The organism is Exiguobacterium sp. RM11, from assembly GCF_059821525.1.
The window spans coordinates 280800-295468 of the sequence record NZ_CM187558.1; the positions used below are offsets into that span (position 1 = coordinate 280800).

Consider the following 14669-nt stretch of genomic DNA (forward strand, 5'->3'; position numbering starts at 1 on the left):
ATGCGACAAGCCTTTTTGTATGCCTATACTTACAACCCGAGTGAGATGTATTTGACTTCTAAAAATTCTTCGATGCCGTGGTGACCACCTTCACGCCCGAGTCCACTTTCTTTCCATCCACCGAACGGCGCTTGAGGAGTTGACGGAAGACCATCATTCACACCAACGATTCCATACTCTAACGACTCTGCTAAATAGACCGCTTCGTTGATGTCTTGCGTGAATAGATAAGCGGCTAAGCCGAACGGTGTATTATTTGCTCGTTTGATTACTTCTTCGAGTGAATCGAATGTCGCGATTGGAGCAACCGGACCAAATGTCTCTTCATTCATGCAGAGCATGTCTTCATTCGCGTAACGGATGACTGCCGGACGAATGAATAAACCGTCTAATACTTCACCACCGTATACTTCACCGCCGCGAATTTGAGCGTCCTCGATATGCTTTTCGACTTTACTGAGCGCATCATCATCAATGAGCGGACCGATGTCGACACCTTCTTCTAGACCGTTCCCGACTTTCAGCGCTTCGACCTCTTTGATGAAACGCTCCGAGAATTCATCGACGACGGCACGTTCGACATAGATCCGGTTCGCACAGACGCACGTCTGTCCGCCATTACGGAACTTCGTGGCGACCGCTTGCGGGACGGCTTTATCTAAGTCAGCTTTGGCCGTGACGATGAGCGGGGCGTGCCCTCCGAGCTCAAGGGAAATCTTTTTCATCGTGTCCGCCGCGTCACGCATGAGCATCTTTCCGACTTCTGTCGACCCGGTGAACGTCAATTTTCGCACCCGCTTGTCTTGTTGCCACGCTTTGACGATATCAGATGCTTGCCCTGTCACGAGATTGATGACTCCTTTAGGGAATCCCGCCTTTTCGGCTAATTTGATTAATTCGATTGCGGTCAACGGAGTCGCCGATGCGGGTTTCATGACGACCGTACAGCCTGCGGCGAGTGCCGGTGCGACTTTCCGCGTGATCATGGCAGCCGGGAAGTTCCAAGGTGTGATGGCGGCGATGACGCCGACCGGTTGCTTGATGGCGAAGATTCGCTTCTTGTTCGAAGAGGCGGGAATCGTCTCTCCATACACGCGTCGTCCTTCTGCCGCATACCAGTCGATAAAGCCGTTCGCATAGTTGATTTCACCGATGGCTTCTTTCAGTGGCTTTCCTTGCTCCTCGACCATCGTCCGGGCAAGTTCTTCTGTATGTTCTGCGATCAAACGATGCCACTCATTGAGTAGCGCCCCTCGTTCGTCCGCGGTCTTTTGTTGCCATTCCTGAAGCGCTTCATGCGCCGCATCGACAGCTTGTGTCGCTTCGGCGGTATCACTTTTCGTCACAACGGCCATCACATTTCCGGTGGCCGGGTTGCGTACCTCGATTGTATGTTCCGTCTCTGTCCATTCCCCGTTAATGAAGTTTTTCTCTTCTCGCATCTTGATTTCCCCTTTCCAAAAAGTGCACAGTTAATTAGAGGATACCCGTTTTTCTGAAACGCACACAAATTTCCAAAAAATGAGGGGATACTATGTGGATCATCATCGTCGGCTATCTAGTCGGGAGTTTGCTCGGGGGAAGACTTTATGGGTTACTAAGTGGTCATGATTTAGCGACATCTGGTTCCAACAATACCGGTGCCCGCAATGCGCATCGCATCGGAGGGGTGAAGGCGTTTCTGATCGTATTTGGATTCGACGTGCTGAAGACGATTCTTGTCTTGCAGGTGAGCGGACCGTATTTTTGGCAGACGGCACTTGCACTCACGCTCGGTCATATTTATCCGTTTTGGCGAATCCGCGCAGGCGGGAAGGGATATGCCGTTTTTTCTGGAATCATATGGGCATACGACCCGTGGTGGTTTATCGGTGGTCTCCTGATTCTATTATTTTTGATTAAAGTGACGGGCAATTCACGTGAGACAGGTCTCATCATGCTCGTCCTACTTCCGTTGGCTGCACTTGGAAGTATCGGAAATATCATCTGGGCCACGCTCATTGCCATCGTGATTGTCTATCATCATGTGAAGGAGGGGAAAGCATGATTGTTTATCGAAAAGCCGGTTCATCTGATTTTGACGCCATTCATCGATTAAATTATGAAACGTTCGTCGAAGAGATTCCGCAACATCCGCCGAATCTAGAACGTCGACTCGTCGACAAGTTTCATGAAGAGAATACATATTGGATTGGGGAAGCGGGCGGTGAAGTGGTCGCCATGTGCGCGCTACGTGGCGAACGACCTTTTTCGTTAGAACAAAAAGGGGTGTGTGTTCCTGACGGGGATTGGCTCGAGATTCGTCTGCTTGCTGTGAAGAAAGCGTATCGGCGCAATCGTACGTTCGCCGGATTGATGCGAGCAGTCATTGGAGATGCGACAGAACGTGAAGTCGACGGTATCGTCATCAGCGGAACGACGCGTGAACAAGTGCTCTATCACCGATTCGGATTTGTCCCATTTGCGGATCCAATCGGTCCTGAGGAAGCGCGATATGTGCCGATGGTGTTAACGCGTTCAGCATTTTATGAATCAAAGTCAGCATCGACGCTTCGGCCAAAGAGTTTGCTTGCAGGTCCTGTCGAATGCTCGGAGCGTGTAAGGGCGAGACTCTCGAGACAGCCGCTCCCACACCGTTCAAACGAGACGAGCCGCATGCTCAAATCCATTCAGCAACAATTGACGCAACGAGTCGGACTTCCTTACGTCTATACGCTCTTAGGAAGCGGCACGGTTGCCAATGATGCGGTCGCTTCACGCTTGAGTGGACACGGTGTCATTTTATGCGCCGGTGAATTCGGAGAACGTCTTATGGATCATGCATCCCGCGCTGGTCTCTCGTTTGACGTCATTCAAGCGGACCGGAAAGGGAAGTGGGATGTTTCTGAACTTGAACGCATTAAACCAGACTGGGTGTGGACGGTGCATTGTGAGACATCCTTAGGAATTTTAATCGATCTCACCCCACTTCATGCGTGGCAAGGTGTCGTCGCCGTCGATGCGATTAGTGCTGTTGGGACACTCGTCTATGACTATTCCTTTGCTGATTTTGTGACCTTCTCCTCAGGAAAGGCGCTACGGAACGCCCCAGGTCTCGCGTTCGTTGCCATGAGAGGGCGAGCAGAAGCGTTACGAGACGTGCCTCGCTACTTAGACTTATCCCTCTATCAACCGATTGCTTTCACCCAATCCGAACCGCTCCTTTCGGCGATGGCGATTGCATTGGATGAACTGACGGAAGCGGAAGTCGCGTCGCACGAAGAGAAGATGATCGTCCTGATCAACTCACTCTGTGAGAACGGCTTACAGATCGAGCTGAATCCTGCCCAGTCACCCGGTATCATCACGATCCCGGTCCCATTCGGACAGTCTTCAATCGAGCTCGGTCGACAGTTGTCGTATCAAGGTTATCTCGTGCAATATGAGAGTGAATATTTGAAGCGAGCGAACGTCATCCAAGTATCGACGATGGGCTGGACGACACCTCGCATGATGCGTGACGTCGGTGCTTATATTGCCGAGTGGATGCGACAAAAAACCGCCACTCCTGAGAGTGACGGTTCGCTCAAACTCGAAAATCCTGACGTGCCAAGTGACGAATTTTTCGTCCGAGGCGTCTCCAATTGAAGTAAGCCAGTACGGAGACGACGCCGCCCGACCAGAACAGCCATTCATCTGGTCGAATATAGCCGAGTAGTCCGACGAGCAACCCGAGCAAGATGACGATGGCATTGAACGTCTGGCGGTGCAACAGTTCTTTTGATTCCAAGTTGCGTTGGAACATCGCTTGCTCCGACAGGCGTTTTCGCGTCGGTTCTTTTAAGTAATTGTCGAGAAGCGGCGGGACGTTCAATAACTTCTTCGCGTAGTTGATCCCGGTCTTCACATATCGGTTTTGAAGCGTTGTCCCGTCTTCCTCGAGCCATTCGATGACAATCGGTTTACCGAGTGTGAACAGGTCGATTTTCGGGTCGAGGATTTGCAGGATGCCGAGCAAGGTCGAGGCGGCTCGCCCGAAGAAGGCAAATTCCGCCGGGAGTTGAATCGGTTCGTTTTTGACGAGCAACTGAATATCCTGTAATACTTTCTCGATCAACCTTGTATCGACCGTATCGATATCGGTCTCCAAATAAAACGTCACGGCCTTTTCGAGTGCTTGGCGAATGTTTTGTTTGTTCGCCGTCGGTAACAGGAATCGTAAATCTTCGAGTCCATCGACGATACTGTCATAGTCGAGCGAGATGAACGCCTGTAGAATGTTTCGAATCGTCGCCATGTCATGTGCCGTCGTCTGTCCGACCATACCGAAGTCGAGTAAGATGATGGTGCCGTCTGCCCGGATTTGGACGTTTCCGGGGTGTGGGTCGGCATGGAACTGTCCACCGAACAACAACTGTTCGGCGGCGAGCGTGAACAACCGTTCGGCTAGTGCGGAGCGATCAATGTCATTTTCTTTCAAGAAGGCGAGGTCGGTGATGCGTCGTGCATCGACCCAGTCCATCGTCAAGACACGGTTCGTACAGAGATGCTCGTGATAATCCGGGATATAAACGTCCGGATTATCAGCATATTTTGCTTTAAAATAGAGAGCATTTTTTAATTCGGTTTGAAAATTTAGTTCATCCCCGATGACAAAAATCATTTGGCGATATAAGCTATCTAAGTCGGTCGATTTAGCGAGGGATGTCCGCTTCAACATCGACGTGACAATTCGCATGGCACGGAAGTCCGTACGAATAATTTTTTCGATATTCGGACGTTGAATTTTGATGGCGACCCGTTTCCCGTTTTCGAGCAATGTGGCGCCGTATACTTCCCCGATCGAGGCGGAGGCGACGGCATCGATTCCGACGTCTTTGACGACTTGCGAGTAAGGAACGCCCCATTCAGCCTCTAGAATCGCGCGCGACTTCTCCCAACCCGATGTCGGGACACGGTCGACGAGTTCAGAGAGCTCATTCAGGACGGCCGGTGGCAATAAATCCGCACGAATGGATAGAAATTGTCCGAGCTTGATTAATAAGCCTTCGAGTCTTAACGCATTTCGTTTATACTCACGCGCGAGCTTGAGCATGAGTGCTTCATATTCTTCTGTCGTGGCGACGCCTTGTTGTTGTTTACGTGAAAAGGCGTATAGCCGAATGATGAATCGGGCGAACATGGTGACGATAATCCATATACGGAACAAAGCGATACGTTTCATAGTAATACCGACATCCTTTACGACAGTCGCTCGACTGACCTGATTTTTTGTAACTATACTTTACCATACAATGCGTTGAAGAAAGGGCAAGGGATGTTCATGGAGTGGGAATTGCTCAACGTCGTCGGAACGATAGCGTTCGCGGCGAGCGGAGCCATCATTGCGATGGATGAAAAATACGATATTTTTGGGGTGTGGCTACTCGCGTTTATCACTGCCTTTGGGGGCGGTGCGATTCGAAACATCCTATTAGGAAACCCCGTCAGTTTGATTTGGCAACAGAATGATTTATTTATTTTATGTTTTCTTGTCGCACTCCTCATCTTCCTGCTACCGAGTGTCGTATTGCCACATTGGGAACGCTGGGGGGTCATTGTCGATGCCATCGGTTTGGTCGCCTTCGCCTTCCAAGGAGCACAAGTCGCCATCAAGCTAGATTTGCCATTATCGGCAGCGATTGCGGCGGCTGTCCTGACAGGTGTCGGGGGTGGTGTGGTCCGCGACTTACTGGCCGGGCGTAAACCGCTCGTCTTACAATCGGAAGTGTACGCGATTTGGGCGATTCTCATCGCGGTCATCACGTATTACTTCAAGCTCGAAGGTGGCCTTGCCGTCTATGCACTATTAATTGTCGTAGCGACACTTCGAGTGATATCCTACTATCGGAAGTGGAATTTACCAGCACGTAAAGTCAGATAAGGGGGAACGGAAATGAAAATCTTATTAATGATTGGTGCCGGATTGATGGCACTCGGCGTGGCACTCGGTGCGTTCGGTGCCCATGCCTTAAAAGAGAGACTGTCACCGAATATGTTGGCGAACTGGCAGACCGGGGTGCTTTATCATATGATTCACGCACTCGGGATCATTGGGATTGCGACACTGCTCATGCGTGTGAGCATCAGCCAATTTAACATTGCCGGATGGCTCATGTTTGCCGGAATCATCTTTTTCTCGGGAAGCTTGTACGTCATGGCTTTGACGGGGATCACAAAACTCGGAGCCGTGACTCCGATTGGTGGCGTGTTATTCATCGCCGCTTGGATCTTTGTGATTGTTGGCGCAACAAAGTTATAACAGAAGGCCGATCAAATCGACATCCATGTCTTTGCTCATGTGTACATGAGGCAAGGGCGTGGATTTTTTTGAGGGGTCATTCCATCAATTGGAAACCTTAAAAAGATGTAATCAGATTACTATTTGAAAATAGGGTAAAGCGTTCTCTATTTACATAAAACATTACAGGAAGATGTCAAATCGAACGATTTAAAAAGGTATTGATAAATAATAAGTTAGACGATTTCGTTGCCTGTGCGCCTGTTCGTGCGTAATAAAATTGAAATATAACTTTAACAGGAAAATATCTAACAGTTAGATATAATTAGTCGTGTTGAAACTTAACTAAATGATCGTTTTTGTTACATACTGAAACGGCTTTAAAAATATGTAGTGTAGTAGGTACCCACGTTTGTTATTTAAGAAAGGATGTACCCCATTCATGAATTGGAAACGCACAGTCTCGACGCTGACGCTTGGTGTGATGCTCATCAGCACACATACAGTTGCCGATGCATCGACTTCGATTAAAGAAAAGCAAGAAGAACAACAAAAAGTACAAGAAAAACGCAATAGCGTGAAAAAAGACCAAGCCGACACGTCTTCAAAGATTGAAGTGAACAAAGAAGAGATTTCAAAAGTTCAGGCAGAGGTCAATAAAATGGACGCACAATTGCAAGACATCATCAATGATGTCGCGATGAAGCGCCAAGAAATCAAGCGTACCGAGATGAAAATCGAGGATCTTGAAGCCGACATTAAAGATTACCAAGAAAAAATGAAGGCACAAGAAGCAATGATGAAAGAACGGATGGCCACGATGCAAAAGAACGGTGGCGGATCGATCAACTGGGCTGAATTCATCTTCGGTTCAAAAAATCTCTCTGACCTCGTCACGCGTATGATTACGGCTGGAACAATCCAGCGAAGTGACCAAGAATTGTTCGATGACTATGAAGCGACACAAAAGTCGTTGAAAGAAGCACAGGCTGACTTGAAAGCAGAACGCGCTTCACTTCTCGAACAGCAAAAAGCACTCGAAGTTCGTCAAGCCGAGCTTGAGAAGAAGATGAAGCAACGTGAAAAACGCATCAAAGAGCTTGAAGAGAAGAACATTAAGTTCGAATCGCAAATTTTCGATCTTCAAGAGATTGAAGCGACGTTAGTCGCACAAGAACAGGCGATTGCGGCTGAAATCGAAGCACAACGTCGTGAGGAAGAGGAAGCTCGTCGTCGTGCTGAAGAAGCAGCTCGTCAAGAGGCGGCACGTAAAGCAGAAGAAGCACGCCAAGCAGAAGCTGCACGTCAAGCTGAAGCAGCTCGTAAGGCAGAGGCAGCACGAGAAGCGGAAGCGGCTCGTGAAGCTGCACAACAGAAGCAAGCTGCACAACAAAAGCAGGACAATAAGACGAATACCCCGTCTTCGTCGTCTTCAAACAACACGGCTTCATCAGCACCAGCACCAAAACCTGAACCAAAACCGGCGCCGGCACCGAAGCCAGCACCAGCACCAGCGCCAAAACCGGCACCGACGACGTCGACACCAGCACCATCTAGCTCGATGTTCATTCAACCGGCTTCAGGACGCTACTCACAAGGATGGGGTCCGGCGAGCGGTGCGTATGGCTACACGTTCCATAACGGTGTAGACATCGCGGGTCCAACAGGGACACCGATTCGTGCATCTGCGACAGGTACGGTCATTCGTGCAGGTTGGGGTGGCGCATACGGGAACCACGTCATGATCGCGCACGTCATCAACGGTCAAGTTTGGACGACAGTTTATGCCCATATGAACTCGGTATCTGTCAGCTCAGGACAGCGTGTGACACAAGGGTCGAACATCGGGACACTTGGAAACACAGGGAACTCGTCAGGTCCGCACTTGCACTTTGAGATTCATAAAGGCGGCTACTCATACTCGGCAACGAGCGCAGGTAGCACAGTCAACCCGCGTCAGTTCTTCTGATGCCTCATACAGAAAGCCCCTTTCGATTGCGAAAGGGGCTTTCGTGCGTACAAAAAATCCCTCCGCTGTCGCGAAGGGATGCTTGTTAGTTGGCTTGTTCGATATCGCTTGAATGATTTTGTTTCTTACGCATTTGTTCACGCACGTAGTAGATGATCGTCAAGCCGATTAACCACGGGATGCCGAACTTCAGCAAAATATTGAAGTCCGTGAACCATGTCGTGATCATTAGGCTGAGGAGTAAGACTGCTCCGAGCAATGGGAGGAACGGATACCCCATCATGCGGACAGGAAGTTTTCGCCCAGTCCATTTCTTACGGAAGAACAAGTGGGAGACGAAGACCATGAACCAAGTGAAAATGGCTCCGAACATCGAGATCCCCATTAAGAACGGATACGATGACTCCATGAATACTTGTAGTAAAGCAGCGAGGACGATCCCGCCCGTTGAAACGAGTAGCGCGAACATCGGAATGCCATTTTTGCTGATTGTTTTGAATGCTTTCGGTGCATCACCGGCTTCCGCGAGTGAGTACATCATACGTGTCGACGCGTAAAGCTGTGCGTTCATGGCAGACAAGGCAGCAATCAAAATGACAAAGTTGAGGATGCCTGCCGCGAACGGGACATCAAACTGTTCCATGACGAGCACGAACGGACTTTGATCGATCCCTGCTTGCTGCCATGGGATGAGCATGAGCATGATGGCGAGCGTGACGACATAGAAGAACGTCAAGCGGAACACGGTAGCGCGTAAAGCGCGTGGTACGGCTTGGTCCGGGTCTTTTGCTTCACCTGCAGTGACGGCGACGAGTTCGGTTCCGAGAAAACTGAAGAGGGAAATAAAAATCGTCACCCACATCCCGTAAAATCCGAAAGCGAAGAATCCTTCGTTTCCTGTCGTGATCGATTCGATCGGTGATCCTGGTTCGCCGAACAATGTAGCGGCACCAAGGACGATGAATAGGATGATGGCAGTTACTTTGATAAATGATAACCAGTATTCGGTTGTTCCGAACGTATGAACGTGACGGGCGTTGACGTAAATGAGTAGTCCACCGAAGAGGGCGATCCAAACGAACCCGTTCACATCCGGGAACCAGTAACGCATATAGATGGCGATGGCACTGACTTCAACCCCTACAGCTAGTACGTTCGCGACCCAGTAAGAGTAACGAACGAGAAAGCCTGCGAGTGGATGGACATAGCGCTCGGCAATCGTTCCGAATGATCCAGATGTTGGATGAGCGACCGTCATTTCGGCGAGTGCACCCATGAGTAAGAGGACGATGAACGCCCCGATGGCATAGCTGACGAGCACGCTCGGACCAGCGGTTTGAATGGCAAGCCCGCTTCCGAGGAAAAGCCCGGTTCCGATGGCACTCCCGAGGGAAATCATCGTAAGTTGCCGGGTGGACAGCTCACGTTTTAGTTTGTTTGTTTCCAAAATCGATTCTCCTTTAGTTGAGTGAAATGTTGTTGTGGACGACTATAGCAGATGGAAAAAAACGATGTCAATTCGAAAAATCGGTGAAGGTTCCCTGTTTTCGAGTGCACATATAGAGGCAAAGTTTTTTTAATTTTTTTATTTGACATGGAATGATCCGCCCTGTATAGTACGAGTTAACTTAACTGAAACGAATAAAGGCGTCGACGAAGAGAAGTAACGACGAATCCTGTATGACAGAGAGCTGATGGGTGGTGCGAATCAGTATATAGGACGTCGCGAATGGACTTCTGAGCTCTAAACCGAACTTTGAGTAGGCTTTAGCGGGTTACCCACCGTTATCATGGGGAAGCGGATGATTGTCCGTGAAGTGGGTTCTGTTAGAACCAACGAAGGTGGCACCACGGGGTTACTCGTCCTTCTTGTAGCGTAAGCTATGAGGAGACGGGTGACCCCTTTTTCGTTTCAATAACACAAATCGAGGATTGAGAAGAGTAGCGCGAGAAGACGTTTCGTCCAGAGAGTCAGGGGTGGTGAGATCCTGACCGAGGCGTCCGCGTGAATGGACTCATGAGAGCATGGCTGAATGAAGTAGGTCGTGACGGTTTCCCCCGTTATCGGGATACGATGTGATTGCATCGGAGAGTGGATTCTTTGGAATCAACGAGAGGTGGCACCGCGGTCTCAAACCGTCCTCCATACGACGACTGTCGTGTGGAGTTTTTTTATACACATTTTTAGAGGGGGAACAGACGATGATTCAACAATTGGAGACAAACGCATTATCAACAGCAGATATGAAAGTGGCAGCAAGCGAGATGTTCCAAGCGGATGAGGCGCAAATCGAACGTGTGCTACTCGCGATGAAAGAACGCGGGGAGACGGCAGAAGAGATGGCGGGACTCGCAGCGTACATCCGTGAAGCGGCACAGTTCCCCCCGACTGATTTACCGGTACTCGATGTGTGTGGTACTGGCGGCGATGGGGCGCACACGTTCAACATCAGTTCGACCGTCGCGTTCGTCCTAGCCGGTCTCGGCATTCCAGTCGCCAAACACGGAAACCGAAGCGTATCGAGTCGATCGGGAAGCGCCGACGTCCTCGAGGCATTGAACGTTCCAATCGTGAAGACGGCAGAAGAAGTACATGCTGACTTGAAGCGAACGAATTTGAGTTTCCTCTTCGCCCAACATGTCCATCCGATTATGAAGCACGTCATGCCGGTCCGGAAACGACTCGCGACGGCGACCATCTTCAATCAAATCGGACCGTTGACGAATCCGCTTCGTCCGAAACGACAATTGATCGGTGTTTATCATCCGTCGCTACTTGAGAAAATGGCGACCGCGATGCGGCATCTTGGCGTAGAGCGTGGCATGGTCGTACACGGTGCGGGAGGGCTCGATGAAGCGAGCCTTGCTGGTGTGAACGATGTGTACTTCTTTGATGGGGAACAGACGGCGCGTTACGCGGTCGACCCACGAGATGTCGGCTTAATGCGGGCGCCACTCGAAGCATTACGCGGAGGGACACCGGAAGAGAACGCCGCGACACTGCTCGCCGTGTTGAACGGAGAAACAGGTCCGGCACGAGACGTCGTCTTACTGAACGCGGCGCTGGCCCTTTGTACGTACGGCACGACTTCAACGCTCCGGGAGGGAGTGAAAGAGGCGAAACGAAGCATTGACGAAGGACACGCATTGCGCGTGTTACAACACTTACAACGTACGGAGGTAGAGGCATGAGTTATTTAACGAAAATCATCGGAACGAAAATCGAAGAGGTTAGTCGCATGCAGCCCATTGATGTTGCTGTGACAAAACCGGTCGCTCTTTTAACTATGATGAATGATGGATTCCATATCATCTCGGAAATTAAACGGTCGTCTCCTTCAAAAGGAATGATTCGAGAAACGGTCGACGTCGCCGAACGAGCTCGTCAATATGAACAAGCCGGTGCGACAATGATTTCCGTTCTGACAGACAAAACGTATTTCAACGGTTCCTTTGACGATTTACGACAAGTCGCCGACGTCGTCACAATCCCGGTGCTCTGTAAAGATTTCATCATCGATGAACGACAACTCGACTATGCGAAGCATTACGGGGCGAGTGTCGCACTTCTCATCGTGGCAGCCCTTCATCCGACACGCCTCCACGAGTTGACGCGATATGCCCGCTCCATTGGTCTCGACGTCTTAGTCGAAGTACATGATGAGGCAGAGTTACGCATTGCACTCGAACTCGATGACGTGTTGATTGGCATCAATAACAGAGACTTAAAAACGTTCGAGGTATCCCTCGAGACATCGATCGATTTGATGAAACGCTACCCCGACGTCACGTTCGTCAGCGAAAGTGGAGTCAGCACAGTCGAGGCAGCTGCACGCTTACAAGAAGCCGGGGCAAGCGCCATTCTCGTCGGGGAAGCACTCATGCGTGAAGAAGACCCGACCCGGTTACTTGAGGAGTTGAAAACATGTTCGTTAAAATCTGTGGAATAAAGACAGAAGAAGCTGTCCGAGCAGCGGTCGAGGCGGGGGCGGATGCCATCGGGTTCGTATTCGCGCCAAGTTCTCGTCAAATCGACGTGACGACAGCAAAGACGCTAGCTACACAGATCCCGGAATCGGTTCGAATCGTTGGTGTGTTTTTAAGTCCTTCAATGGAAGACATCGAGCAAGCGATGGACGTGGGGCTGACGGATTTACAAATTCACCATCGGACACAATCAATGGAAGAACTCCGCATCTTCGGGTTACCGATTATCGATGCGTCGACCGAGGAGACGGCGGATGTCCGATTGATGGATCATCCGAATCCGGGAAGTGGGCAAGTATTAGACTGGGACGCAATCGATCGGCCGGAACGTCCGTTTTGGCTAGCGGGCGGCCTATCCCCGAATAATGTGAGACAAGCGATTCAAACGATTCAACCAGACGGCGTCGACGTCTCGAGCGGTGTCGAGACGGACGGTGTGAAAGATATCGAAAAAATTCGTGCGTTCATTCAACGCGCCAAGGAGGAACTATGATGTATGCACAACCAGTGAACGGGAAATTTGGACAATATGGTGGGAAGTACATTCCGGAGACGCTCATGCAAGCGGTCGAAGAATTAGAGGTCGCTTACGAAGAGGCGAAGCAAGACCCTGAGTTTCAAGAACGCTTCTCTTCTTTATTAAGTGAATACGTAGGACGTGAGACGCCACTTTATTATGCATCGAACTTGAGTCGTCGCCTCGGGACGAACGTTTATTTGAAACGGGAAGACTTGAACCATACCGGTGCCCACAAAATCAATAACACAATCGGGCAGGCGCTCCTCGCGAAACGGATGGGGAAACAGAAAGTCGTCGCGGAGACAGGTGCCGGTCAGCACGGCGTCGCGACTGCGACGGTATGTGCATTACTCGATTTAGAGTGCACCATCTTCATGGGTGAGGTCGATGTCGAGCGCCAAGCGTTGAACGTCTTTCGGATGGAACTGCTCGGAGCGAAAGTCGTCCCTGTCAAATCAGGCAGCCGTACGTTAAAAGATGCCGTCAATGAAGCGCTTCGTTACTGGGTCAAACATGTCGACGATACGCATTACGTGATGGGCTCTGTACTCGGACCGCACCCGTTCCCGCAGATGGTTCGTGACTTCCAAAGCGTGATCGGGACAGAGACGCGTCGTCAAATCCTCGAACAGACCGGACGTCTCCCAGACGCCGTCGTCGCTTGTGTCGGAGGAGGAAGTAACGCCATGGGCATGTTCTATCCGTTCTTGAACGATGAGTCGGTCGCCCTCTACGGTGTCGAGGCGGCAGGCAGTGGCATTGATACAGATAAACATGCGGCAACCCTTACGAAAGGGAAAGTCGGTGTCTTACATGGTTCGCTCATGTATGTGTTGCAAGATGCGGCCGGTCAAATCGAGGAGGCACATTCAATCTCAGCCGGGCTCGACTATCCGGGGGTAGGACCAGAGCACAGCTTCTTGAAAGACATCGAGCGGGTGCGGTACGCAGCCGTCACGGATGACGCGGCACTCGATGCGTGTCTCGCACTCAGTCGACAAGAAGGCATCATTCCTGCCTTAGAATCCTCACATGCTCTCGCTTATGCGGAGACGCTCGCGAAGACGATGGGTGAGGACGAAACATTAGTGATTTGTTTATCAGGGCGCGGAGACAAAGACGTCCACACAATCCGAGAGAAGGTGGCGACACGATGAAACTAGAAACAGCGATTCGAGAGCGAGAAGGGGCAGCATTCGTCCCATATATCATGGCTGGTGATGGCGGGATGGACCGACTCATCCCGACCATCGTAGAACTAGAACGGATGGGTGCGACGGCGATTGAACTCGGAATTCCTTTCTCCGATCCGGTGGCAGATGGTCCAATCATTGAGGCGGCAGGAATGCGTGCTCTTGAAGCAGGTGTGACGCTCGAAATGGTATTAAACCATTTAATAGAAGGAAATGATCAATTTAACGTTCCAATCGTCTTGATGACATACTTGAATCCAGTGTTTCGGTTCGGGGTTCAACCGTTCTTTGACCGGGCGAATGAATGTGGCGTAAGCGGGGTTATCATTCCGGATCTCCCGTTTGAAGAGAGTCTCCAATTATTCGCAGATATCGACCGGCATGACGTCGCCGTCATCCCGCTCGTTACATTGACAAGTAGCGAAGAGCGTACGGCATCCATCCTAGAGAAAGCGGAAGGATTCGTCTATGCGGTCACGCTCAAAGGGACGACTGGGAAAGCCGATGTGTTTCCGGACGAGTTACTCGCTTATTTGACTCGATTGACAGAGCAGTCACGCGTTCCTGTCTTGGCAGGATTCGGCGTACATCGTCCGGAGCAAGTACAGACGTTAGGACAAGCATGTGATGGTGTCGTCGTCGGGAGCTTCATCGTCGAGGCACTTCATGAAGGACGAACAGATGACGTCGAGACGTTGATCCAATCGGCAAAGCACATACATGCATAAGAAAACCGGCGCT

At 50.5% G+C, this 14669-nt stretch carries 13 protein-coding genes and 2 other annotated features; of the genes, 10 read left to right on the top strand and 3 right to left on the bottom strand.

Going from position 1 to position 14669, the window contains the following annotated elements; translation table 11 throughout:
• Positions 1-29: 29 nt before the first annotated feature.
• Positions 30-1442, bottom strand: coding sequence for an NAD-dependent succinate-semialdehyde dehydrogenase (locus AC5LIL_RS01625; protein ID WP_339962935.1), 1413 nt, complete (start codon positions 1440-1442; stop codon positions 30-32).
• Positions 1443-1534: 92 nt separating this feature from the next.
• Between AC5LIL_RS01625 and AC5LIL_RS01630 the strand changes: the two genes are divergently transcribed.
• The gene (locus tag AC5LIL_RS01630) at positions 1535-2047 is read left to right on the top strand and encodes a glycerol-3-phosphate acyltransferase (protein ID WP_499824648.1); all 513 of its coding nucleotides are present in this window, start codon (positions 1535-1537) and stop codon (positions 2045-2047) included.
• Positions 2044-3627 carry a GNAT family N-acetyltransferase gene (locus tag AC5LIL_RS01635; protein WP_214784976.1) on the top strand — a complete coding sequence of 528 codons (1584 nt, stop codon included), beginning with the start codon at positions 2044-2046 and terminating at the stop codon, positions 3625-3627. The genes AC5LIL_RS01630 and AC5LIL_RS01635 overlap by 4 nt, the downstream gene beginning before the upstream one ends.
• Here AC5LIL_RS01635 and AC5LIL_RS01640 read toward each other — a convergent pair.
• The gene (locus AC5LIL_RS01640) at positions 3566-5203 is read right to left on the bottom strand and encodes an ABC1 kinase family protein (protein WP_214744786.1); all 1638 of its coding nucleotides are present in this window, start codon (positions 5201-5203) and stop codon (positions 3566-3568) included. The genes AC5LIL_RS01635 and AC5LIL_RS01640 overlap by 62 nt on opposite strands.
• Positions 5204-5296: 93 nt before the next feature.
• On the opposite strand from AC5LIL_RS01640, the gene AC5LIL_RS01645 reads away from it, so the two are divergent.
• From AC5LIL_RS01645 to AC5LIL_RS01655, 3 genes are all read left to right on the top strand, one after another.
• Entirely contained in the window at positions 5297-5902 is a 606-nt protein-coding gene (locus AC5LIL_RS01645; protein ID WP_499824649.1) for a trimeric intracellular cation channel family protein, read from the top strand.
• 12 nt (positions 5903-5914) lie between these two features.
• Positions 5915-6280: a DUF423 domain-containing protein gene (locus AC5LIL_RS01650; protein WP_214784974.1), complete on the top strand. Its 366-nt coding sequence runs from the start codon at positions 5915-5917 to the stop codon at positions 6278-6280.
• A 421-nt stretch (positions 6281-6701) separates the two neighbouring features.
• Positions 6702-8228 (top strand): murein hydrolase activator EnvC family protein, encoded by a 1527-nt coding sequence (locus tag AC5LIL_RS01655; protein ID WP_214784972.1) that lies wholly within the window; start codon positions 6702-6704, stop codon positions 8226-8228.
• Between the two features lie 85 nt (positions 8229-8313).
• Here the strand turns inward: AC5LIL_RS01655 and AC5LIL_RS01660 are convergent, their stop codons facing one another.
• The gene (locus AC5LIL_RS01660) at positions 8314-9627 is read right to left on the bottom strand and encodes an amino acid permease (RefSeq protein ID WP_251125642.1); all 1314 of its coding nucleotides are present in this window, start codon (positions 9625-9627) and stop codon (positions 8314-8316) included.
• Positions 9628-9869: 242 nt separating this feature from the next.
• Positions 9870-10099: a binding site (T-box leader), on the top strand.
• A 48-nt stretch (positions 10100-10147) separates the two neighbouring features.
• Positions 10148-10375 (top strand) — a binding site (T-box leader).
• 55 nt (positions 10376-10430) lie between these two features.
• Here AC5LIL_RS01660 and trpD point away from each other — a divergent pair.
• The 5 genes from trpD to trpA are packed head-to-tail and all read left to right on the top strand — an operon-like array spanning position 10431 to position 14656.
• A complete protein-coding gene (trpD, locus tag AC5LIL_RS01665; protein WP_339962931.1) occupies positions 10431-11420 on the top strand; it encodes an anthranilate phosphoribosyltransferase in 990 nt (329 codons plus the stop codon).
• Positions 11417-12178, top strand: coding sequence for an indole-3-glycerol phosphate synthase TrpC (gene trpC, locus AC5LIL_RS01670; RefSeq protein WP_214784967.1), 762 nt, complete (start codon positions 11417-11419; stop codon positions 12176-12178). The genes trpD and trpC overlap by 4 nt, the downstream gene beginning before the upstream one ends.
• Positions 12154-12708 carry a phosphoribosylanthranilate isomerase gene (locus tag AC5LIL_RS01675; protein ID WP_499824650.1) on the top strand — a complete coding sequence of 185 codons (555 nt, stop codon included), beginning with the start codon at positions 12154-12156 and terminating at the stop codon, positions 12706-12708. Before trpC ends, AC5LIL_RS01675 begins: the two co-directional genes overlap by 25 nt.
• Complete coding sequence (gene trpB / locus AC5LIL_RS01680) at positions 12705-13892, top strand: tryptophan synthase subunit beta (RefSeq protein WP_214784963.1); 1188 nt, start codon at positions 12705-12707, stop codon at positions 13890-13892. The genes AC5LIL_RS01675 and trpB overlap by 4 nt, the downstream gene beginning before the upstream one ends.
• Positions 13889-14656, top strand: coding sequence for a tryptophan synthase subunit alpha (gene trpA / locus AC5LIL_RS01685; protein WP_214784961.1), 768 nt, complete (start codon positions 13889-13891; stop codon positions 14654-14656). Before trpB ends, trpA begins: the two co-directional genes overlap by 4 nt.
• Positions 14657-14669: the final 13 nt, after the last annotated feature.

Coding starts and splice junctions, on each gene's coding strand:
- trpD (WP_339962931.1), top strand. CDS start 10,431: ATGATTCAACAATTGGAGACAAACGCATTATCAACAGCAGATATGAAA.
- AC5LIL_RS01630 (WP_499824648.1), top strand. CDS start 1,535: ATGTGGATCATCATCGTCGGCTATCTAGTCGGGAGTTTGCTCGGGGGA.
- AC5LIL_RS01650 (WP_214784974.1), top strand. CDS start 5,915: ATGAAAATCTTATTAATGATTGGTGCCGGATTGATGGCACTCGGCGTG.
- AC5LIL_RS01635 (WP_214784976.1), top strand. CDS start 2,044: ATGATTGTTTATCGAAAAGCCGGTTCATCTGATTTTGACGCCATTCAT.
- trpA (WP_214784961.1), top strand. CDS start 13,889: ATGAAACTAGAAACAGCGATTCGAGAGCGAGAAGGGGCAGCATTCGTC.
- AC5LIL_RS01655 (WP_214784972.1), top strand. CDS start 6,702: ATGAATTGGAAACGCACAGTCTCGACGCTGACGCTTGGTGTGATGCTC.
- AC5LIL_RS01660 (WP_251125642.1), bottom strand. CDS start 9,627: ATGATTTCCCTCGGGAGTGCCATCGGAACCGGGCTTTTCCTCGGAAGC.
- trpB (WP_214784963.1), top strand. CDS start 12,705: ATGATGTATGCACAACCAGTGAACGGGAAATTTGGACAATATGGTGGG.
- trpC (WP_214784967.1), top strand. CDS start 11,417: ATGAGTTATTTAACGAAAATCATCGGAACGAAAATCGAAGAGGTTAGT.
- AC5LIL_RS01675 (WP_499824650.1), top strand. CDS start 12,154: ATGTTCGTTAAAATCTGTGGAATAAAGACAGAAGAAGCTGTCCGAGCA.
- AC5LIL_RS01640 (WP_214744786.1), bottom strand. CDS start 5,203: ATGAAACGTATCGCTTTGTTCCGTATATGGATTATCGTCACCATGTTC.
- AC5LIL_RS01625 (WP_339962935.1), bottom strand. CDS start 1,442: ATGCGAGAAGAGAAAAACTTCATTAACGGGGAATGGACAGAGACGGAA.
- AC5LIL_RS01645 (WP_499824649.1), top strand. CDS start 5,297: ATGTTCATGGAGTGGGAATTGCTCAACGTCGTCGGAACGATAGCGTTC.